General features: G+C 65.6%; 19 protein-coding genes and 1 tRNA gene. 8 read left to right on the top strand and 12 right to left on the bottom strand.

What is annotated here, in order from left to right:
- Positions 1 to 13: 13 nt before the first annotated feature.
- On the bottom strand, positions 14 to 364 hold the full coding sequence (locus tag ACT6Q8_RS06970; protein ID WP_054166106.1) for a DUF1428 domain-containing protein: 351 nt from the start codon (positions 362 to 364) through the stop codon (positions 14 to 16).
- A gap of 138 nt (positions 365 to 502) precedes the next feature.
- Here ACT6Q8_RS06970 and ACT6Q8_RS06965 point away from each other — a divergent pair, with 138 nt between their 5' ends.
- The 3 genes from ACT6Q8_RS06965 to thiE all read left to right on the top strand — a co-directional run bounded on the left by ACT6Q8_RS06965 (position 503) and on the right by thiE (position 2768).
- Complete coding sequence (locus ACT6Q8_RS06965; RefSeq protein WP_054166107.1) at positions 503 to 949, top strand: hypothetical protein; 447 nt, start codon at positions 503 to 505, stop codon at positions 947 to 949.
- 122 nt (positions 950 to 1071) lie between these two features.
- Positions 1072 to 2001, top strand: a complete 930-nt coding sequence (locus ACT6Q8_RS06960; protein ID WP_444734610.1) for a class I fructose-bisphosphate aldolase — start codon at positions 1072 to 1074, stop codon at positions 1999 to 2001.
- A gap of 140 nt (positions 2002 to 2141) precedes the next feature.
- Entirely contained in the window at positions 2142 to 2768 is a 627-nt protein-coding gene (thiE, locus tag ACT6Q8_RS06955; protein WP_444734609.1) for a thiamine phosphate synthase, read from the top strand.
- Between the two features lie 165 nt (positions 2769 to 2933).
- Here the strand turns inward: thiE and ACT6Q8_RS06950 are convergent, their stop codons facing one another.
- Entirely contained in the window at positions 2934 to 4646 is a 1713-nt protein-coding gene (locus ACT6Q8_RS06950; RefSeq protein ID WP_444734608.1) for an ABC transporter transmembrane domain-containing protein, read from the bottom strand.
- A gap of 286 nt (positions 4647 to 4932) precedes the next feature.
- Between ACT6Q8_RS06950 and rpmE the strand changes: the two genes are divergently transcribed.
- Positions 4933 to 5154, top strand: coding sequence for a 50S ribosomal protein L31 (gene rpmE, locus ACT6Q8_RS06945; protein WP_054166111.1), 222 nt, complete (start codon positions 4933 to 4935; stop codon positions 5152 to 5154).
- Between the two features lie 165 nt (positions 5155 to 5319).
- On the opposite strand, the gene gor is transcribed toward rpmE, so the two are convergent.
- The 4 genes from gor to ACT6Q8_RS06925 form a co-directional block, all read right to left on the bottom strand.
- Positions 5320 to 6687 carry a glutathione-disulfide reductase gene (gor, locus tag ACT6Q8_RS06940; protein WP_444734607.1) on the bottom strand — a complete coding sequence of 456 codons (1368 nt, stop codon included), beginning with the start codon at positions 6685 to 6687 and terminating at the stop codon, positions 5320 to 5322.
- A gap of 146 nt (positions 6688 to 6833) precedes the next feature.
- Entirely contained in the window at positions 6834 to 7616 is a 783-nt protein-coding gene (cysQ, locus tag ACT6Q8_RS06935) for a 3'(2'),5'-bisphosphate nucleotidase CysQ (RefSeq protein WP_444734606.1), read from the bottom strand.
- A 42-nt stretch (positions 7617 to 7658) separates the two neighbouring features.
- Entirely contained in the window at positions 7659 to 9989 is a 2331-nt protein-coding gene (locus tag ACT6Q8_RS06930) for a xanthine dehydrogenase family protein molybdopterin-binding subunit (protein WP_444734605.1), read from the bottom strand.
- Positions 9990 to 10057: 68 nt separating this feature from the next.
- Positions 10058 to 10300 carry a BrnA antitoxin family protein gene (locus ACT6Q8_RS06925; RefSeq protein WP_054166114.1) on the bottom strand — a complete coding sequence of 81 codons (243 nt, stop codon included), beginning with the start codon at positions 10298 to 10300 and terminating at the stop codon, positions 10058 to 10060.
- Between the two features lie 251 nt (positions 10301 to 10551).
- Here ACT6Q8_RS06925 and ACT6Q8_RS06920 point away from each other — a divergent pair, with 251 nt between their 5' ends.
- Entirely contained in the window at positions 10552 to 11271 is a 720-nt protein-coding gene (locus ACT6Q8_RS06920; protein WP_444734604.1) for an SOS response-associated peptidase, read from the top strand.
- A complete protein-coding gene (locus ACT6Q8_RS06915; RefSeq protein ID WP_082371956.1) occupies positions 11268 to 11804 on the top strand; it encodes a thermonuclease family protein in 537 nt (178 codons plus the stop codon). The genes ACT6Q8_RS06920 and ACT6Q8_RS06915 overlap by 4 nt, the downstream gene beginning before the upstream one ends.
- A gap of 120 nt (positions 11805 to 11924) precedes the next feature.
- Here ACT6Q8_RS06915 and ACT6Q8_RS06910 read toward each other — a convergent pair.
- A tRNA-Val gene (locus ACT6Q8_RS06910) sits at positions 11925 to 11999 on the bottom strand.
- Positions 12000 to 12171: 172 nt separating this feature from the next.
- On the opposite strand from ACT6Q8_RS06910, the gene ACT6Q8_RS06905 reads away from it, so the two are divergent.
- Positions 12172 to 12972, top strand: coding sequence for a DUF3108 domain-containing protein (locus tag ACT6Q8_RS06905; RefSeq protein ID WP_444734603.1), 801 nt, complete (start codon positions 12172 to 12174; stop codon positions 12970 to 12972).
- A 3-nt stretch (positions 12973 to 12975) separates the two neighbouring features.
- Here the strand turns inward: ACT6Q8_RS06905 and gph are convergent, their stop codons facing one another.
- Positions 12976 to 13653 carry a phosphoglycolate phosphatase gene (gph, locus tag ACT6Q8_RS06900; protein WP_444734636.1) on the bottom strand — a complete coding sequence of 226 codons (678 nt, stop codon included), beginning with the start codon at positions 13651 to 13653 and terminating at the stop codon, positions 12976 to 12978.
- Positions 13654 to 13739: 86 nt separating this feature from the next.
- Between gph and glmU the strand changes: the two genes are divergently transcribed.
- Positions 13740 to 15092, top strand: a complete 1353-nt coding sequence (gene glmU, locus ACT6Q8_RS06895; RefSeq protein ID WP_444734602.1) for a bifunctional UDP-N-acetylglucosamine diphosphorylase/glucosamine-1-phosphate N-acetyltransferase GlmU — start codon at positions 13740 to 13742, stop codon at positions 15090 to 15092.
- A 70-nt stretch (positions 15093 to 15162) separates the two neighbouring features.
- Here the strand turns inward: glmU and ACT6Q8_RS06890 are convergent, their stop codons facing one another.
- The 4 genes from ACT6Q8_RS06890 to ACT6Q8_RS06875 all read right to left on the bottom strand — a co-directional run bounded on the left by ACT6Q8_RS06890 (position 15163) and on the right by ACT6Q8_RS06875 (position 21651).
- Positions 15163 to 16062, bottom strand: coding sequence for a tetratricopeptide repeat protein (locus tag ACT6Q8_RS06890; protein WP_444734601.1), 900 nt, complete (start codon positions 16060 to 16062; stop codon positions 15163 to 15165).
- 378 nt (positions 16063 to 16440) lie between these two features.
- Positions 16441 to 16857, bottom strand: coding sequence for a hypothetical protein (locus ACT6Q8_RS06885; RefSeq protein WP_156344404.1), 417 nt, complete (start codon positions 16855 to 16857; stop codon positions 16441 to 16443).
- 12 nt (positions 16858 to 16869) lie between these two features.
- Positions 16870 to 19998: an efflux RND transporter permease subunit gene (locus ACT6Q8_RS06880; RefSeq protein WP_444734600.1), complete on the bottom strand. Its 3129-nt coding sequence runs from the start codon at positions 19996 to 19998 to the stop codon at positions 16870 to 16872.
- 9 nt (positions 19999 to 20007) lie between these two features.
- Positions 20008 to 21651: an efflux RND transporter periplasmic adaptor subunit gene (locus ACT6Q8_RS06875; protein WP_444734599.1), complete on the bottom strand. Its 1644-nt coding sequence runs from the start codon at positions 21649 to 21651 to the stop codon at positions 20008 to 20010.
- Positions 21652 to 21660: the final 9 nt, after the last annotated feature.

Genomic DNA, 21660 nt, shown 5'->3' with positions numbered 1-21660 from the left:
CCGGACAATATCCTTAAGCGACCACCAGCGTCGTGAATCCGCCGAAGAACATGCGCTTGGTGTCGAACGGCGCGGAGCCGACATCGCATTGCATGCGCGGATCGGCCATGACCTTGGCGTTGCAGGCGTCGCGCACCTCGCGGGATGGATAGGTGATCCAGGCCAGGATCACGATCTCATCTTCCTTGGCCAGAACCGACCGGGGGAACGACGTCACCTCACCATAGGAAACATCATCGGCGACGCATTCGACATAGGACAGGGCACCATGCTCCATCCAGACCTGGGACGCCAGCGTCGCCAGTGCCTTATAGGCATCGATCTTGTCCTTCGGCACCGGCAACACGAAACCATCGACATACATAGGAACCTCCCACCGCGTTGTTTGACCCAGCCCCAAGGACGATGGTGCCCTGCCCTTCCCGACAGGGGCAGCGATTTTTTTTGCATCCTTCGCGGCAATGTCCTTTCCTGGACGCATCGCCACCCCTGGAACGACCCTATGACACGGCCCGACATCGATTGGTCACAGACCCCCGCCATCCGCGTGGACGGGCTGGAGGCCGGGCGTATGGTGCTGGAGATCGCGGACGGGCGGCCCGTGCGGCTGGTTTCCACACCGGGCATCACGGGGCTGGCCGGGGCCGGCTGGTGGGCGGGGCTGCAGAACGCGTGGGGTAATATTGCAACCGGCCCCTTCCTGGCCGTGCTGGACTGCGCCGATCTGCCGGGTCTGGTGCTGGGGGCATTGCGCGCCGGCTGTACCGACATCGCCATTTCGCCCGGACCCGGAATCGGTGACAGCGTTGACACGCGTCTGACATCGTTGACAGAGGCGCATGGGGCCCGTCTGCACCGTCTGTCCCAGCCTGTGACAGAGGTGTGCTGGCGGCGCAACCGTGGTGCCACCCTACGGCAACACCTGACCCAAGTCCTTGATTTCAAATAAATGTAACGGAATTTCAGAGATTACCCCGTAACGCCGTCACGTTGCTTTACACCCGTCTGTGGGATATCAAACCCGCACCGACATAGGGGCCGCCGCCCCGCAGAAATGGCAGGAAAACGAAGATGAAGCTGACCCGCCGCGTTAAGGAAATCCTTTCCTGGTATGAGAGCGACAATCCCGGCACCAAGGCCAATCTCGCCCGCATCCTGATGGAAGGCCGCCTGGGTGGCACCGGCAAGCTGGTGATCCTGCCCGTCGACCAGGGTTTCGAACATGGGCCGGCCCGCAGCTTCGCCATGAACCCCGCCGCCTATGACCCGCATTACCATTTCCAGCTGGCCATCGATGCCGGTCTGTCGGCCTATGCCGCCCCGCTGGGCCCGCTGGAAGCTGGTGCCGCCACCTTCGCCGGCTCCATCCCGCTGATCCTCAAGATGAACAGCGCCAACAGCCTGTCGCGTCAGAAGGAAGCCGCCGATCAGGCCGTGACCGCCAGCGTCGACGACGCGCTGCGCCTGGGCTGCTCGGCCATCGGCTTCACCATTTATCCCGGCTCCGACGCCATGTTCGGCCAGTATGAGGAAATCCGCGAGCTGTCGCGGGAGGCGAAGTCCAAGGGCATCGCCACCGTCATCTGGTCCTACCCGCGCGGCGGCGACATCTCCAAGAAGGGCGAGCTGGCGCTGGACGTCGACGCCTATGCCGCCCACATGGCGGCCCTGCTGGGCGCCCACATCATCAAGGTCAAGCTGCCGACCGCCGACCTGGAACAGGACGAGGCGCGCAAAATCTATGAAAAGCACAATATCCCGCGCGACACGCTGGCCGACCGCGTGAAGCACATCACCCAGGCCTGCTTCAACGGCCGCCGCATCGTCGTCTTCTCCGGCGGCGCCGCCAAGGGCGAGGATGCGGTGTATGAGGATGCCCGCGCCATCCGCGACGGCGGCGGCAACGGCTCCATCATCGGCCGCAACGCCTTCCAGCGTAGCCGCGAGGACGCGCTGGCCCTGCTGGACAAGCTGGTGCGCATCTACCAGAACAAGGAATAAGGGTTGGCCCCCGTTCCCTTCTGCGCCGCTCGGCGTGGATAGCAGGGGTCAAGACCGTTGACCCTTGCTATATAGTGCCCAACAAGGGGCCCGGCGTGGTTCATCCCGCCGGGCCTTTTCTTTATTGTTCAGAGAAAACCATGTCCGACTGCCGCCTCTACCTGATCACCCCGCCTAAGATTGATCTCTCCACCTTCCCCGCCCTGCTGGCCTCGGCGCTGGATGCGGGTGATGTGGCGTGCGTGCAGTTGCGGCTGAAGGATGTGGGCGACGATGTCATCCGCCGCGCCATCGACGCGCTGCGCCCCGTGGTTCAGGGCCGCGAGGTGGCCTTGATCCTGAACGACCGCCCCGATCTGGCGGCAGCTGGCGGCTGTGACGGCGTGCATGTCGGACAAGAAGACACGCCTTATGCCCAGGCGCGCAAGCTCATGGGCCGCGACGCCATCGTCGGCGTCACCTGCCATGACAGCCGGCATCTGGCGATGGTGGCCGGTGAGGATGGGGCGGATTACGTCGCCTTCGGTGCCTTCTTCGATACGGCCACCAAGGACCCCAAGGCGCGGGCCGAGCCGGAGATCCTGTCCTGGTGGCAGGAAATGATGGAAGTGCCCTGCGTGGCCATCGGCGGCATCACGGTGGAAAACTGCGGCGTCCTGGTCGATGCCGGTGCCGACTTCCTGGCCGTCAGCGGCGGGGTCTGGGGATATAAGGATGGGCCGGCGGCGGCGGTGAAGGCGTTCAACACGGTGATCGCGGGGGAGTGAGGGTCTGGGGGCGTCGCTCCCTCACCCTCCCATCGGCTGACGCCGACGGGCCCCACCCTCTCCCGCCAAGCGGGCGAGGGACGAAAACTCTACCCCTCGCCCTCGAACGTGGGAGAGGGAGGGGCCCGAACGCGTTAGCGTTTGGGAGGGTGAGTGAACCACCCTTCACGCAAATTGCAAAGCCGCCAGCCGCGCATACAGCCCCTCCTGGCGCAGCAACTCCTCATGCGTGCCTTCCTCCACCACCTTGCCCCCGTCCAGCACGACGATGCGGTCGGCGTTGACGACGGTGGCCAGACGGTGGGCGATGATCAGGGTAGTGCGGTCCTTCATCAGGGTTTCCAGCGCCTCCTGCACCACCCGCTCGCTTTCGGCATCCAGCGCCGAGGTGGCTTCATCCAGCAGCAGGACAGGTGCATCGCGCAGGATGGCGCGGGCAATCGCAATGCGCTGACGCTGCCCGCCCGACAGACGCACGCCCTTTTCGCCCAGGAACGTATCGAATCCCTCGGGCATCGCCTCAATGAACTCCAGCGCATGGGCGGCCGTGGCGGCGGCCCGTACGTCGGCATCCGACGCATCGGGGCGGCCATAGCGGATATTCTCCATGGCACTGGCGGAGAAGATCACCGAATCCTGCTGCACGATGCCGATGCGTGAGCGCAGGTCGGCAGGGCTGGCCTGGGCGATGTCGACCCCATCCAGCCGCACGGAGCCAAGCTGCGGATCATAGAATCGCAGCAGCAACTGGAAGATCGTGGTCTTTCCCGCCCCCGAGGGGCCGACCAGGGCCACGCGCTCACCGGGCCGCACGGTCAGGCTCAACCTGTCCAGCGCGCTATCCTTGGGCCGTGAGGGGTAGTTGAACCGCACCCCGTCAAACCGCACCTCACCCTTCGTGGGCGTGGGCAGGGGCAGCGGATGGGCGGGCGGGCGGATATCCGGCACCTTGGACAGAAGGTCGAACAGCCGTTCCGTGGCCCCGGCGGCATTGGCCAGATCACTGGCGACCTCTGACAGCGCACCCACGGCACCGGCCACCATGACGGCATAGAAGATGAAGGCCGACAGTTGCCCGCCGCTGATCCGGCCCGCGATGACATCATGCCCGCCGATCCACAGGACGGTACCGATGGCCCCGAACACCAGCATGATGACCAGCATGGTCAGCCAGGACCGCGCCTTGATCCGGCGCAGCGAGACCTTGACCGTATCCTCCACCGACACGGCAAACCGGTCGATCTCCAGCGGTTCGCGCCCAAAGGCCTGCACCGTGCGGATACCACCCAGCACCTCATCCACGCGCGTGCCGATATTGGCCACCGCGTCCTGGCTGGCGCGCGACAGGGTGCGGACCTTGCGCCCGAAGATCACGATGGGCGCCACCACCAGCGGCACCACCAGCAGCACCAGACCCGTCAGTTTCGGGCTGGTCAGCAGCAGCAGGGCCAGACCGCCCACCAGCATCAGGGAATTGCGCAGCGCGATGGACACGCTGGTGCCGATCACCTGTTGCAGCAAAGTAGTGTCGGTGGTCAGCCGCGACAGGATCTCCCCCGTCTTCGTCGTCTCGAAAAAGGCGGGCGACATGGTGACCAGGTGATCAAAGACCTTGCGCCTGATATCGGCCACCACCCGCTCCCCGATCCAGGAGACAAGGTAGAATCGGCTAAAGGTGGAGACGCCCAGAAGCACGATGACGACCAGCAGCACCAGCAGCGCCTGGTTCAGCAGATCGGCATTGCCCGCCGCGAATCCATGATCAACCAGCGCCTTCAAGCCCTGGCCCAGGCCCAGAACGGTGCCCGCCGCCACCACAAGCGCCGCCGTGGCGCCGGCAATCCGGGCACGATAGGGCTTCAAAAACGGCCAAAGCATGCGCAAAGGCTTCAAATCGCGGCGCTGGCGACCGTCAGAGGCGGCACGTTCGGCACTGTTGTCACGAAAGACCAAGGAAGTTGCTCCGCGAGTGAGAAAGCGGGTGGAAATCCATGCACTCCCGTGGTAACCGCATGGCCGCGTCAGGGCAATAACAACGCCCCGTTGACATAGCTGCCGCGCCGAATGTGATCAGCCCAGCCTTGCGTCCTTGCAAGGTTGGATGGGGTTGCCTTAACCCCAGGCTTTGTATATAAGCGCGGCTTCGATTTAGGGACTGCCGACCATGAAGCCTGATATCCACCCCGCCTACCACGAGATCACCGTTGTCATGACCGACGGTACCTCTTTCAAGACCCGCACCACCATGGGCAAGGCCGGCGACACGCTGCGTCTGGACATCGATCCGAAGTCCCACCCGGCGTGGACGGGCGTGCAGAAGCTGCTGGACACCGGCGGCCAGATCGCCAAGTTCAACAAGCGCTTCCAGAGCTTCGGCCTGAAGTAATCAGCTTGGCCGCAAGGCAAACGAAAAGCGCCGCCGGGGCATCCTGGCGGCGCTTTTTGTGTTTGCGGTTTTGTCAGGCGTTACACCCTTACCCTCCCACGTTCGTGGGAGAGGGAGGGGTCCAAGCCCACCAGGGCTTGGGAGGGTGAGGGAACGACGACCCCCTCAAACAGGGTCCGGCACCTTCGTCCGCATCGTCACAAACTCCTCCGCCGCGGTCGGGTGCAGGCCGATGGTGTTGTCGAACACCTGCTTCGTGGCCCCGGCATTCATGGCAACCGCGATGCCCTGGATCATTTCCGGCGTGTCGGTGCCCACCATGTGGCACCCCACCACCTTCTGCGTGGCGCGATCCACGACCAGCTTCATGAAGGTGCGCTGATCGCGGCCCGAGAGCTGATGGCGCATGGGTTTGAAATTGGTGCGGTAGATGTCCACGCCACCGGGCAGGGTCACGCGGGCCTGTTCCTCGGTAATGCCCACGGTCGCCACGGGCGGGATGGAGAAGACGGCGGTAGGGATATTGTCGTAATTGACATCGCGCGGGCGGTTGCCATAGAGGCGGTCGGCTAACACATGCCCCTCCGCCAGGGCCACCGGCGTCAGGTTCACGCGGTTGGTGACATCGCCCAGGGCATAGATGGAGGGGACCGACGTCTGGTACTGGTCATTGACGGTAATGGCTCCGGTCTTGTCGGTCTCCACGCCCACATTCTCCAGCCCCAGACCATAGGACATGGGCTTGCGCCCGATGGCATAGACCACCGCGTCGCATTCCAGCACGCTCCCATCCGATAGTTGGGCCAGCAGACCGGAATCGGTCTTTTCGATGCGGCTGATGATGGTGTTCAGCTTCAGGTCGATGCCGGCCTTGCGCACCTCATCCGCCACGAAATCGCGCACATCCTTGTCGAATCCGCGCAGGATCTGTGCGCCCCGGTAAAGCTGCGTCACCTGTGCACCCAGCCCATTGAACAGGCTGGCAAATTCCAACGCAATATAGCCGCCACCGGCCACGACGACACGGCGCGGGAAGGTCTTCAGATAGAAGACCTCATTCGACGTGATGCCATATTCCTTGGCACCCGGTTCGGACGGCAGTTCCGGCCAGCCGCCGGTGGCGATCAGGATACGTTCCGCCGTCACGCGGCTACCATTCACCTCCACCGTATGGGCATCGACGATGGTGGCGCGGCCCTCATAGATGGTGACGCCGGCCCCGTCCAGGAGGCGGCGATAGATGCCGTTCAGGCGGGCGATCTCCGTATCCTTGGCCGCGATCAGGGCGCTCCAGTCATGGCGGAAATTGTCGGCGCTCCACCCAAACCCGGCGGCATCGGCAAAGGCCTGGCCATATTCAGCGCCATAGACCAGCAGCTTCTTCGGCACACAGCCGACATTGACGCAGGTGCCGCCGAAATAGCGTTCCTCCGCCACCGCCACCCGCGCCCCATGCCCCGCCGCAATGCGCGACGCCCGCACCCCGCCAGAGCCGGCGCCGATGGTGAACAGGTCGAAATCATACTGGGACATGGGGACGGTTCCTGTGGATGAAAGGGTTCAGGAGATATGGGAAGCCGGAGGGGGTAAGGAAAAGGTCACGTCGCATGCGCTGCGCTTATGCGACCTACGATGTTGTTGTAGGTCGCATAAGGGCGAATGCCCGCATGCGACAGACGTCACACCCCACCCCAGGCCACGAAATGCGGGTTCAGGAAGGTCGGGGCCTTGCCATAGGGGAACGGCTCGCCATCCAGCAGGGTCAGCGACCCGCCCGCCCCGATCAGAACGGCATGGCCCGCCGCGATATCCCATTCGCAGGTGGGGCCCAGGCGGGGATAGACATCGCCCACCCCTTCCGCAACGCGGCAGAATTTCAGGGAGCTTCCCGCCGCCACCCGTGCCGCAACGCGGCGACCGGTCAGGAACTCATCCACCGCCGCATTGTCGGCATGGCTGCGGGAGGTGAGGACGGTCAGGCCCACCGCCGGCACGGCCCGCACCTGGATCGGTTCATCCTTCTGCGCTTTGCCCCCGCGCACGGCGGTGCCGGGACCAGAAGCGGCATAGATTGTGCCGCCGACGGGGAGCATGACGACGCCCAGCGCCGGTTCACCCCCCTGGATCAGGGCGATATTCACCGTGAATTCGCCATTGCGCTTGATGAATTCCTTGGTCCCGTCCAGCGGATCGACCAGCCAGAAGGTGCCGGCGCTGATATCGGGGATGCGGCCCGCCGATACCTCCTCCTCCGTTACCACGGGGATGTCGGGGGTCAGTTGGCGCAATGCTGCCAGGATGATGGCATCGGCATCATTGTCGGCGGCGGTCACGGGGCTGCCATCGGCCTTCGCGGTTGCCTCCGCCCCCGCCTCATAATGGCGCAGGATGGCGGCGGAGGCCTGTTCGGCAGCGGCACGGACGGCGGGCAGCAGGGCCGCCAGTTCTTCGGAGGACAGCATTCTCAAACTCTCATCACGCCGCAGCAGCGGCCTTGGCTTTCACTACGCCGCATTCGCGGCGGTGGCGGAATGGATCAGACGCCACAGCACGGGCGCCGTGGCGGGCATATCGACATGGGTGACACCGTGGTCCGCCAGGGCATCGACCAGGGCATTGATGATGGCGGGACAGGCACCGATGGCGCCAGCCTCCCCCGCCCCCTTTAGGCCCAGGGGATTGGTGGTACAGGGCACAGGCCGCAGGGAGAAATCGATCATGGGCAGATGGTCGGCGCGCGGCATGGCGTAATCCATGAAGGACCCGGTCAGCAACTGGCCCGAATCCGTATCAAAGCGGATCAGTTCCAGCAGTGCCTGCCCCATCCCCTGGGCGATACCGCCATGCACCTGCCCCTCCAGCAGCAGCGGGTTCAGCACCGTGCCGAAATCATCCACCACGGTGTAACGCTCGATGCGCGGCACGCCGGTATCGATCTCCACCGAGATTTCAACGACATGCGTGCCATTGGGGAAGGTGTTTGACGGCGGGCTGTACTTGCCCGTGCCCCGGAAGACGTTGCCGTCCCCATCCGGCGTGGCCGCCGCCGCCACCTCCGCAAACGGTACGAAGCGGTTGGAGCCGGCGACGGCAAAGCCCCCGCCCTCCCCCGTCACCTCAAACCGGATCGCCCCCTCATCCGCCTCCAGCAGTTTGGCCGCCACGGGCCTTGCCTGGGTGATGACATCCGCCGCCCCCTCGCGCACGGCCACGCCACCCGTGGGGATGGACCGCGATCCGCCGGTGCCGCCACCGGTCTTCACCTGCTGACTGTCGCCCTGCACCATGGCAATGGCCTCGGGCGCGATGCCCAGAACCTCGGCGATGAGCTGCTTATAGGCCGTCTCATGCCCCTGCCCGTTCGACTGTGTGCCGATCAGCAGCAGGACGGACCCGTCCGGCTTCACCAGCAGTTCTGCCGACTCCGGCGCACCACCGGAACAGGCCTCGATATAGGTCGCAATGCCAAGGCCCAGCAGCCGCCCCTCGGCCCGCGCTTTGGCCCGGCGTGCCGGGAACCCCGCCCGGTCGGCGCGTTCCAATGCTGCGTCCAGCGTGCCGGCGAAATCGCCGCTGTCATAGATATGGCCCATGGGCGTGCGATAGGGCATGGCGGAAGGCGGGATCATGTTCAGGCGGCGGAAGCTGGCCGGGTCCTGCCCGATCTCCCGCGCGGCCTTGTCGATCAGCCGTTCCACCAGATAGGCCGCCTCTGGCCGCCCCGCCCCGCGATAGGCATCGACGGGCTGCGTATGGGTATAAACGCCACGCACGCGGGCATAGATGGCGGGAATTTGATAGACGCCCGACAGCATCTTGGTCTGGCCATCGGTCTGGATATAGGTGGCGTAGTTCGACAGGTACGCGCCCATATTGGCGATGATATCCGCGCGCAAGCCCAGAATGCGGCCATCGGTGTCCAGCGCCAGTTCGGCCACGCTGACATTGTCGCGGCCATGATCATCGGACAGGAACGCCTCCGCCCGGCTGCTGGTCCACGCCACCGGCGCGCCCACCTTCCGCGCCGCAAAGCAGGCCAGCACATATTCGGGATAGCAGAACAGCTTCATCCCGAATCCGCCCCCAACCTCATGCGTCAGCACATGAAACCGGGCCGGGTCCTCGCCAAACACACCGGCCAGCATGTCGCGCATATCATGCACGCCCTGACTGCCCACGGTCAGGCGGGTGACATCGGCCCCGGCATCATGGTCGGCCAGACAGGCCCGGCCTTCCAGCGGGTTGGCCGACAGGCGATTATTGATCAGATCCAGGCGGACCACGCGCGCGGCCTTGGCAAAGGCATCGTCAGTCGCCGCCCGGTTCCCCTTTTCCCAGTCATAGGCCAGGTTGGCGGGCACATCACCATGCACCTGTGCAGGGTGGGACAGGGCCGCGCCCGTGTCGGCGACCGCGTCCAGCATGTCGTAATCGACCATCACCGCATCGGCGGCGTCCATCGCCTCATACAGGCTGTCGGCCACGATAAAGGCCACAGGCTCGCCCACATGGCGCACGAAGCCATCGGCCAGGACGGGCCGGTGTTTCATATGCAGCGTGGTGCCCGCGCGCACGCGCAGCGGCACGACGCAGGGAATGTCCTTGATACCGGCCTGTTTCAGGTCGGTGGCGGTGATGATCGCGTGGATGCCGGGCATGGATGCGGCATCGGCGGTATCCATGGACAGGATGGCGGCATGGGCATGCGGGCTGCGCAGGACATAGCCGACCTTCTGGCCGGGCACGCGCACATCATCCGTATAACGCCCGGCCCCGCGCAGCAGCCTTGTATCTTCACTGCGGGTGACGGGTTGTCCGATACCGAACTTGGTCATGGGCGAACGCTCCTGGCCGAAGGATCGCCCGATCATAGGGGATGGCGCGGCGGGAGCAACCTTCCCGCTTACTCCCCGTCATCATGGTCGGCCATATAGGCACGCAGGGCAGCGTTGATACGGGCCTGCATGGCCCGGTCGCCGCCGCCATGACGGCGGAACCAGTCGATCAGATCACCATCCAGCCGCAAGGTCACCTCCCGCCGGTCAACACCGCGCGGCCGGCGCACCTGCCACAGGTTGGCCGTGGTCACCGGTTCGGGGCGGTCCAGACCCAGCAAGGCCGCCCGTTCGGCAGGTGTTATCAGCATTCCGTGTGGCCATGACATGCGCGTCCTCCTGCCGGCACCATTGCCGGCCTGTTCGTGCCCCTGTCGCCCCAACGGAAAAGATAAGGGAAGGTTCCGGGTCCGCCCTGTGACTTCACGGTGACCATTCCTTCACGGTTCATATTGGAAACACCTGTCGGGCGGACAAGGGGGCAAAGGTGTTAACCCCGCTTCCGGGCGGGCGCCGGGGCCTGTAGACTGATGCTCTTGAACTGACAGGATGATGGCCGGGCATGTGTGGACGGTTTGTGCAGAAGGACCTGAAGGATCTGGCCGACGCGTTCGACGCGCGTCTGCGCCATGACCTGCCACCCCGGATGCTGGACCCGCGCTTCAACATCGCGCCAACGGCGGAAATCGGCGTCATCGGGCTGGACCGCGCCGGCATCCGTACGGTCACATCCATGCGCTGGGGTCTGGTCCCCTCTTGGGCCAATGATGCCACGGGTGCCGCGCGCATGATCAATGCCCGCAGCGAAAGCGCCGCCGAAAAGCCCAGCTTCCGTGACGCGTGGCAGAAGCGGCGGGCCGTGATCCCCGCCGACGGCTTCTATGAATGGCCACAGACCGGCGACCGCAAACAGCCCTGGTACATTGCACGGGGCGACGGGCACCCCATGGGGTTCGCCGCCTTGTGGGATATCTGGCGCGGGGGGGAGGACGGGCCGCTTTTCACCTGCTGCATCCTGACGGCACCCGCCAATGACGAACTGGGCCGTATCCATGAGCGCACGCCCGTGATGCTGATGGATGCGGCGGCAGTGGACAGTTGGCTGTCCCCCAACACGCCGGAGATTGTACGCCATGGTCTGATGCGCGCGCCGGCTGCGGGTGCGCTGGTGCTGAGGCCCGTCACGCCGCTGGTCAATACCGTGCGCAACGACAATGCCGACCTTCTGGCCCCCTATCAGCCGGATGCAGCCCCCGCGCCGGCCATGGGAAGCCTGCTGTGAGGGGCGCTGCGGCCCTGCTGCTGGCCCTGGCTCTGGCCCCCGCCGCCCTGGCCCAGGCGAACAAGACGCCCGTAAAGGGACCGGGGGCCGCCAAGGAGGGCGATCTGGTCACCGTGAAGGGCCAGGAATTCCGCCTGTTCGGCATCGACGCGCCCGATAAGGGCCAGACCTGCGAGAATGTGCGCGGGCAGCAATATGATTGCCATGCGCTCGCCACTCGCATCCTCAGTCTGCTGATCAATAATCGCGAGATCGAATGCACCCCGCGCGGACAGTCCCCCGCCACAGGACCGAAACTGGCCATCTGCCGGGCCGAAAATGGTGATGACCTGGCCTATGCCATGGTCGAACGCGGCATGGCGCTGGCCTACCGCCCTTTGAGCTTTGACTATGTCAGCATCGAAGCACGGGCCATCTCCTTCCGCCGGGGCCTCTGGGGCGGTCGGGTGGAGCCACCCTGGCTGTGGCGGTCGCGGCAAACCGAACAGAAGCTGGACGAGATGCGCAAGCCGAAGAAGGCGGGGGGGCAATAAGTTAGTTTTGTTGGGTAGCCAACATAAGGCCGTGAATCTTGACCGGCCCACCCAACCCCTTGGGCCTAAACGCAAAAAGCCCGCGGCTTGTGGCCAGGGGCTTTTTGAGGAACCGGAGGATGGTGGGCGCGGCAGGGATTGAACCTGCGACCCCCGCCGTGTGAAGGCGATGCTCTCCCGCTGAGCTACGCGCCCATCCGTCGTCGGTGGAGCGGGGTTTTAGGGGGTTGGCGGCGACCTGTCAAAGGGAAAAAGCGATGAGCGCCGGAAATTTTTCCGACCATGCCGCGAAAGCCTTGTGGCCTGCGGCTTTCCAACCCACATTGCCGCTATGCATGCCGCCATCACCATGGGAAGGCCGACCCTTATGCGCGCTCTGAGCTACCTGCCGCTGGCCCTTCTGGTCTCCGCATCGCCGGCCATGGCGCAAATGGCGGATGATCTGTCCCTGACCTATGGCGTGCATATTGGCGGGGTGCATGTGCTGGATGCCAATGCCGATATGGCGTTGGGTCCCGATGGCTACCGCGCCGGGTTGAAGATGGAAACCGACGGGTTCCTGGGCCGGGTAGCGCAATGGAAGACCGATGTGCGGGCCCAGGGTCACCTGTCCGGCCCCCTGCCCCGCCCGCGTCAGTTCACGGCCCATGGCAGCTGGCGTGATCAGCCGCGCCTGACCACGGTCGATTACACGCCCGACGGCACCCCCACCCTGACGCTGGCCAATCCGGAACCGGAAAAGGACCGGGAGCCCGTACCCGCCGACCTGCGTCTGGGCACCGTCGATCCCGTCTCCGCCATCGTGGCCGTGCTGGATCAGGTGGCCAAGAAGGGCGATTGCGATATCACCGTCCCCGTCTATGACGGGCGGCAGCGTTACGATCTGATCTTCGCCACGCAAGGCCCGGCCACGCTGGAGGCATCGGACCTGTCCGTCTATGCCGGCCCCGCCACGGCCTGTTCGGTGAAGTACAAGCCGCTGGCCGGCCGCTGGAAGGAAAACCGGCAGCGCGACCGCGACCGGGAGGGGGCGAAGCGCAAGGACGTACCCGTCACGCTCTACATCGCCCCCGCCATTGCCGGCGGCCCGCCCGTGCCTGTGCGCCTGGAAATGGAGAGCCCGCTGGGCGCCGTAAAGGTGCATCTGGCCAGTGTCAAGGCCGGCTGACCTTCACCCCAACCGCGCCAACGCCCCCGGCAAATCCGCAAACCGGTCGATGATAATATCGGCGCCAAGATCCTCCAGCGCCATGCGCGGATAGCCATAGGCGACAGCCACGACCGGCACACCGGCCCCGCGCGCCGCCGCGACATCATTGGCATTGTCGCCGACCATCACGGCCCCGCCGGCCCCAACGCCCAGCCGTTCCATGACGAACACCAGCGGGTCTGGATGCGGCTTCTTGCGCGCCACACTGTCTCCGCCCGCCACCGCATCAAACAGCGCGCCCATGCCCAGTTCGCGCAGCAGATCAAGACTGATCCCCGCCGGCTTGTTGGTACAAAGGCCCAGCCGATGGCCCGCCTGCTTCAACGCGGTCAGCGTCTCCACCACGCCCGGATAGATACAGGCCCGGTCCACGGGCAGCGCGCCATAGATCGCCAAATATCGCTCGGTCATCGGCCCCCGTTCATCGGGCGTCAGGGCCGTGCCCGTGGCGGCGAAGGCCTGTTCCACCAGCCGCCCCGCCCCATCCCCGATCATCTGATGCACGTCTGCCAGCGGCAGTTCCCGCCGGCCTTCCGCCGCTAAAAGCCGGTTCAGGCCCAGGGCGATATCGGGCGCGCTGTCGATCAGGGTTCCGTCGAAATCAAAGATCAGGGCGGGGAACCGTTCCAGGATGCTCATTGTCACTGCCGCTTCCGCTTGGCTTTCGGGTTTGTCTGTATGATACAGGGGGCCAGCTTAGACAAACTGCCATGCGGCCTGCCACCATGTCCCATCGCCCCCTCGCCTGCATTATCCTTGCCGCCGGCAAGGGGACACGCATGAAATCCGCCTTGCCCAAGGTGCTGCACCCGCTGGGTGGCCTGCCCATGGTCAGCCATGTCGTGGCGGCGGCACAGAGCCTGTCGCCGGAAAAGATCGTGGTGGTGGTCGGCCCCGGCATGGACAATGTCGCCGCCACCGTCGCCCCGTACCCGACCGTGGTACAGGAAAACCAGCTTGGCACCGGCGATGCGGTGAAGGCCGCACTGAGTGAACTGGCGGGCTTCACTGGCGATGTGCTGGTGCTGTACGGCGACTCGCCCCTGATCACCGCGTCCACCCTGTCGAAGATGGTCGCGGCCCGCAATGGGGCCGGCGACCCCGCAGTGGTGGTGCTGGGCATGCGGCCCGCCGATCCCGGCGCCTATGGCCGCCTGATCCTGGGGGCCGATGGCGGGTTGGAAAAGATTGTGGAGTTCCTGGACGCTACCCCCGATGAACGCGCCGTCACGCTCTGCAACGCCGGCTTCATGGCATTCGACGGGGCGCGGATGGTGGCCTTGCTGTCCGGCATCGGCAACAATAACGCCAAGGGCGAATATTACCTGACCGATGCCGTGGCCGTAGCCCGTGCCAGCGGCTGGACCTGCGCCGTGGTCGAAGGTCCCACTGACGATACCGCCGGCGTGAACAGCCGGGCGGAGCTGGCGGACATCGAGAAGATTTTCCAGAACCGCCTGCGTCAGGCCGCCATGGCCAATGGTGCCACCCTGCTGGACCCCGATACCGTCTATTTCGCCGCCGATACGGTCCTGGGCCGCGACGTGACGGTAGGCCAGAATGTGGTGTTCGGCCCCGGCGTGACGGTGGAGGACGGGGTGGAGATCAAGCCCTTCAGCCATCTGGAAGGCGTGATCGTCCGCGCCCGCGCCATCATCGGCCCCTATGCCCGCCTGCGCCCCGGCACCGATGTCGGCGAAGGCGCCCATATCGGCAATTTCGTGGAACTGAAGAATACCCAGTTCGGGGCCGGGGCCAAGGCCAACCACCTCACATATCTGGGGGATGCCGATGTTGGCGGCGGGTCCAATATCGGGGCCGGCACCATTACCTGCAATTATGATGGCGTGCTGAAGCACCGCACCCGCATCGGGTCCAACGTCTTCATCGGCACCCATTCCACGCTGGTGGCCCCGGTGTCGGTGGGCGATGGCGCCTACACAGCGGCAGGCACGGTCGTGACCCGCGACGTGGCCCCCGACGCCCTGTCGATATCCCGCGCCCCGCAGGAGGAAAAGCCCGGCTGGGCGTCGCGCTACCGCGCGGCCAAGCTGGCGTTGAAGGCCAAGAAGAAGTAAGCACCGCAATGTGAAAAGGGCGGCGCGGACCATCTCCGCGCCGCCCTTTTTTATGACCCTAGCGAAGGGATCAGGCGTCCGCCTTACCCTCTTCGACAGTCTCAGCAGCAGCCGGTGCATCCGCCGCCGCCTTGGCGATTTCTTCCAGGCGACCGAAGAGTTGCGGCACGATGGGGCTGTCGGGGTGGGTCTGGCGGTAGGTATCGGCCAGGCCCTGCGCCTTGGCCAGATCGCTGCCCGCGATATGCACGATCAGCCCGGCCAGCTGCGCATGGCCCTGGCCCACCTGGGGGGCGATGCGGGTGGCGGCCAGATAGGCCTCGGCAGCGGTGTCGAAGCTGCCGGCCTCTTCATGCACGCGGCCAAGGGCATAGACGGCTTCCGGCATGTTGGGCCGGCGGGCCAGACAGCCCTGGAAGGCACTGGCGGCCTCATTCAGCATGCCCAGACGGAACAGGCAGTTGCCGAAATTGAACAGCGGCTCCACCGCGTTGGGATCGGCCTGAACCGCGCGCTGCCATGCCTCGGCGGCCAGCGGGATTTCGCCCGTCTGTTCACGCACCAGGGCCAGCCCGGCCCAGGCATCGCGGAAATTCGGGTCCAGCTCGCAGGCGCGCTGCAGGCTCTCGATGGCCTCGTCCAGCTTGCCCTGCTGGGCCAGCGCCATGCCCAGATTATGGTGCGGCGGCGGATGATCCGGCTTCAGCGCGCGGGCCTTCTTCAGGGCCGCAACAGCATCGTCCAGCTTGCCCATGCCCTGCAGCGTGGCGCCCAGGTTGGACCAGGCGACGCGCACATCCGGGTGGTCGGCATAGACCTTGGTGATCTTGCGCAGCGTATCCGCCGCTTCCTTCATGCGGCCCTGACGATGCAGCTCCGTCGCCGCCCGCATATCGGACGGGAAGCTGGAATACATCGCATCCGACTTGGACAAATCGGAAAGCTGACGGCGGCGATCTTGGCGATTCATCAAAAGGACCCGGATTTTTGGTGGAACTCTTATGCCTTGCGCCTTGATAGCAAGCCCGCTGGCAAAACGGAACCAAGGAACGGGGCGTCCATCACGGTTTTCCACATAAAACAGGGCCGGTCCCCCGGGGAACCGGCCCTGCCTTCCATGATGACGCATGGACGATCCGCTTTGGCGGTGGACCCCGCCAGCGGACATCTTCCGATCAGCCGGCGAAAGACCGGATGCCGGAGAGATCCGCGCGGGTCCGCAAAGTGGAACGAGACATCGGATCACCTCCTTTCTGTATGTTGAAACAACAGCATGAAGATGGGTCAGGTTGGACCTGCCGTCAAGGGGATATCATCCGATGTCGGAAGTGTTTTTGTCCCTCTCCCCTTAATGCCCCGCATGTTCCCCGCCGGGTGCCGCCGGCTTCCACTCGTACCGCGCCTGCACCGGCCCCTTGCCGGCCAGGGTGACGATGGTGGCGATACGCGTGCCCACCGGCACCTCGCGGTCGATCTTGCCCGATAGGCTGTTGGGACCGGCGGGGGCAAGGGTTACCTGCACCGGGGCGCCTTCGATCAACAAGGTGACGCTGCCCGTGGCACCGGCGGTATCGATGGGCTTGTCTTCCATGGTGTTGAGATAGACGGTCAGGACCTTGTCCTTGATCACCAGTTCCTGGTGCAGGGGGCCTGCATGAACCTGCATCCCGCCATGCACGCCCACGGGCGGGGCATGGCCAAAGGCGGCGGCGGGGGCCAGGGTCAGAAACGTGGCAAGCGCCAGGGTGGCAGCGTTGAACTTCATGATCATCACTCCTTAAAAGGCCTCGGCAACCTGGCCGGGCGTGGATGGGGTGGTGGCCAGCAGCCGTTGCACGGCGGGACCACCAAAGCGGGCGAACAGAAGCGGGGTCAGGACAGTGTCCAGCAGCGTGGCGCTGATCAGCCCGCCAAAAATGGTGACGGCGACGGGGTGCAGGATTTCCTTGCCCGGCGCATCGGCCCCGACCAGCAGGGGGATCAGGGCCAGACCCGCCGACAGGGCCGTCATCAGCACAGGCACCAGCCGTTCCCGGCTGCCGCGCCGGATCATGGCCTGGCCGAACGCCTCCCCCTCGATCCGGCACAGATTGATGTAATGGCTGATCTTCAGGATGCCGTTGCGGGTGGAAATGCCGGCCAGCGTGATGAAGCCCACCATGCTGGCCACCGACAGCGGCAGCCCCGCCAGCCACAAGGCCGCCACCGACCCGACCAGGGCCATGGGCACCGTGCCCATGATGATCAGCACGGGCACGGCGGAGCGGTAGCGGCTGTACAGCACCAGGAAGATCAGGGCAAACGACACCGCCGACAGGGCGGCGATGGTGCGCGCCGCCTGTTCCTGCGCCTGGAAGGTGCCTTCCAGGCTGGCATGGGTGCCGGCCGGCATCGGCGTGGCATCCAGGACGGCGCGGATATCGGCCACGATGGCCGCCATGTCGCGCTTGCCATCGCCATTGCCCAGAAGGGCCAGACGCCGCTGCCCATTCTCGCGCATCACCTCGTTGGGGCCGTCACCCTCACTTACCTCCGCCAATTGTGACAGGGGCACAGGTCCGACGGGTGTGTCGATCAGCACCCGGCCCAGCGCCGCCGGGTCCCGCGCCTCATCCTTCATGCGCAGGACAAGATCGTGGCGGCGGTCGCCCTCGATGATCTCCGTCACCACCTCGCCGCTGGACAGGCTCTGCACGGCGGCCAGAACGGCAGACGGGGTGATGCCATGGGCACGCGCCTGGTCGGGATCAACATCGACACGCAGCTGCGGGATCAGCACCTGCTTTTCGATCTGCAAATCGACAAGACCGGGAACGGTGGACAGCTTCTGCTGCAACCCGCCCGCCATGGCCCGCAGCGCGACCATGTCATCGCCATAAAGCTTCACGGCCAACTGCGCCCGCACGCCCGACAGCATATGGTCCAGACGGTGGGAAATCGGCTGCCCGATATTCACCGTCACCGGCAGGCTGGACAGGCGGGCGCGGACATCGGCCAAGATATCGGCCTTGGGCCGGTCCGATGGCTTCAGATGGGCGTCGATCTCCGATGAATGCACCCCCATGGCATGTTCGTCCAGCTCCGCCCGGCCCGTGCGGCGGGCAACCGACGTCACTTCCGGTACCTGGGCAATTAAGCGTTCGGCCATACGCCCGACCTCTGATGATTGCTCCAACGAGATACCGGGTTGCATCGCCATGCTGATGGTCAGCGTGCCCTCGTTGAAATCCGGCAGGAAGGCGCGCGGCAGGAAGGGAACCGCGATCAGCGCCACCAGCACCGCCCCCGCCACGCTTCCCATCACCAGCAAGCGGTGGGCAAAGGCCCACTCCAGCAGCCGGTCATTGCCCGCCTTCAGTTTACGGACCAGCCAGCCATCATGTTCCGCACTGTCCGCCAGTTTCGGCAGCAGGTAGTAGCAAAGCACCGGCGTGACGGTAATGGCCGTGACCAGACTGGCCAGGATCGACACGATATAGGCAATGCCCAGAGGCGCGAACAACCGCCCCTCAATGCCCGATAGCGCGAACAGGGGTACGAAGACCAGAACGATGATGGCGGTCGCATAGACGATGCCCGACCGCACCTCCGTGCTGGCCGACAGCACGATGGACAGAACGGGCAGCGGTTCGGGGCGAAGCGCATTCTCCCGCAGGCGGCGGAAGATATTCTCCACATCCACCACGGCATCATCGACCAGTTCACCAATGGCAATGGCAAGCCCGCCCAATGTCATGGTGTTGATGGTTAGGCCCAGCACCTTGAACACCAGTACCGCCACCAGCAGCGAGATGGGGATGGCCGTCAGGCTGATGATGGTCGTGCGGAAATTGCCCAGAAACAGGAACAGGATGACGGCAACGACAATGCCGGCCTCCACCAGCACACGCTCGACATTATCGACGCTGTTCTGGATGAAATCAGCCTGACGGAACACCACGACGGGCGCAGCCACCCCTTCCGGCAACCCGGCTGTCAGCTCCGTCAAGGCCCGTTCCACGGCGCGGGTGACGGTCAGCGTATCGGCATCCGGCTGCTTTTGCACCGACACCAGAACGGCGGTGGCCGCGTTCAGGCCGGCATCGCCCCGGCGCGGGCGGGCGGCATGGTCAACAGCCGCCACATCGCCCAGCACGATGGTGGCGCCATCGACAGTAGCCACGGGCAGCTTGCGCAGATCATCCAGCCGGCTGGTCCGGCCAACGCCGCGCACCAGCAGTTCTTCGCCCCGCCGTTCCACGATGCCACCGCCGACATTGGCGCCATAGTCGGCCAGGGCCGTGCGCACCTGTTCCAGGCTGACACCCAGCAGGGCCATGCGGCCCGTGTCGGGGGCCACCCGGAACTGCCGCACCTCCCCCCCCATGGGGATGACCTGCGACACGCCGGGAATGGACAGAAGACGCGGACGCAATGTCCAGTCGCCGACATCGCGCAGCCGCATCGGGTCGATGCTGGCACCCTGCGCCGGCGTCAGAGCCACCAGCATGATCTCCCCCATGATTGAGGAGATGGGGCCCATCTGCGGCACGACCCCTGGCGGCAACTGCCCCGTCAGCAGCGACAGGCGCTCCGTCACCTGCTGCCGGTTGCGATAAATCTCGGTGCCCCAGCCGAACTCCACCGTCACCACCGACAGGCCGGCAGAAGAGGTGGAGCGGACGCGTTCCACGCCCGGCATACCGTTCATGGCGGTTTCGATGGGGAAGCTGACCAGCCGCTCCACCTCCTCCGGGGCCATGCCGGGGCTTTCGGTCATCAAGGTGATGGTGGGGCGGTTCAGGTCGGGGAACACATCCACCGACAGATGGCCCAGCGTAAACGCGCCATAAAGCGACAGAAGCAAGGCCGCGACCAGCACCATCAGCCGGTTGCGCAGCGAGGTGGAGACGATTGCCGTAAACATCGCCGCCCCCTATCGGATCTGGTTCAGAAGATTGGCGCCGCGCACCACGACCCGTGCCCCCGCCTCAACCCCGGCGACCAGACGGACGGCACCGGCCCCCGCCGGCTCCACCTGCACGGTACGGGGGACAAAACGCTGGGCCGTTTCATGGATCAGCACCGCCGGCAAACCATCCGACCCGCGCACCAGCGCGTCACGCGGAACCAGCAGCCCCGCCACGGGCGCACCGGCGGGCCGCGACAGGGTCAGCATGGTCCCCACCGCCGGTACCGACGCCCCCCAGGCGCCATCCCTGGCGCGCAGCAGCAGGCGCGTTGCACCCGGCACCTGGGCCACGCCCTGCCCCGCCAATGCCAGGGAAACAATCTTGCCCCCCACTTTTGCCGTCACAATTGCCCCGTCCGGCAACGGCCCGTCAAAGGACAAGGCCTCCACCATCACGGCACCCGGTTCGGTGACCTCGAACACCAGGGTGATATCGCGATCCTCGATCATCAGGCCGGGAACGGCATTGCTGCTGCTGATCACCCCGTCGATGGGGGATGTCAGGGGCACCCGCTTGGCCACCGCCCGCGCCATCACCTCGCGTTCGCGCATCAACCCATCCAGGGTGGCGCTTGCATCGTCGATCTCCGCCTGGGCCACGGCCCCTTTCAGGTTGGACAGGCGGTTCCATTGCTGCTGTGCCAGCCGGACATCCTTGTCCAGGGCCGCCAGTTGCTGGGAAATGCCGCTGCCATCCTCGGCCCGCAGCACCAGTTCGACATAGCCCAGAACCTGTCCCGCCTTCACCACCGTGCCCGGCAGGGGGAAGCCGCCATCGGGCGGCATCAGGCGGCCCGACTGCGGCGCCTGCACCCGGCCCGACCGGTTGGGATCATTGATCACCCGGCCCGTCAGGGTGACGGTGGGCGACACTTCCCCGCTGATCAGTTCCTGGGTGCGGATGGAAAGCAGGCGCTGCGTCGCCTTGGGCACGAACAGGCCGCCATCGGGCAGGCGGCGGGGATTGTTGCCCGCCACCGGTTCCGGGGCCGGCGCACCATGGTCATGGCCTTCATGGGCCAGCACCCGCTCGGTCGGCAGGGCAAACGCCGCCAGCAGCAGCAGGGCCGGCACCGCCCTTTGCCTGCGCAGCGACAGCAGCCCCGTCCCCAACGCCATGCCCACGATCAGCGCGCCTGCGGCCCAGAGAATCGCCGCCCAGCCAGTAGACGCCGCCGCGACCGGGGCCGCCGCCGGCACCGTCAGGGTCCCGACCAGAAGATCGGCCACCCCGTCGCCCGTGACCGTGAAATTCAGGGCATGCTCACCCGGATTGGCCCAGGGGGCCGGCGCGCGGTAGGTGCCATCGGGGGCCGCCGGCACAGCAACCGGCTTGCCGCCATCGGCGGACATGGTGACGGCAGCCCCCGTCACGGGGCTGTTATCGGACAGAAGATCGATGAACAGGGTGATGGTCCCGCCCTGCAACAGGGCAACCATCTGCACATCACCGCCATCGGCCTCAAGCGTGGGGACAGCGGTGGGGGACGGGGCCGGGGTGGCGGCGGCATCGGGCGTGCCATGGTCATGCCCTTCATGGGCGGATACGGCCAGGGCCGGGACCAGGAACAGGGCCGCCGCCAGCAACAGGCGCGACAGGATTTTCATGGGATGATT

It is taken from the genome of Niveispirillum sp., from assembly GCF_052437035.1.
GTDB lineage: Bacteria > Pseudomonadota > Alphaproteobacteria > Azospirillales > Azospirillaceae > Niveispirillum.
The sequence above is the reverse complement of the archived record's forward strand: the minus strand, read 5'-3'. Positions and strand labels throughout refer to the sequence as shown.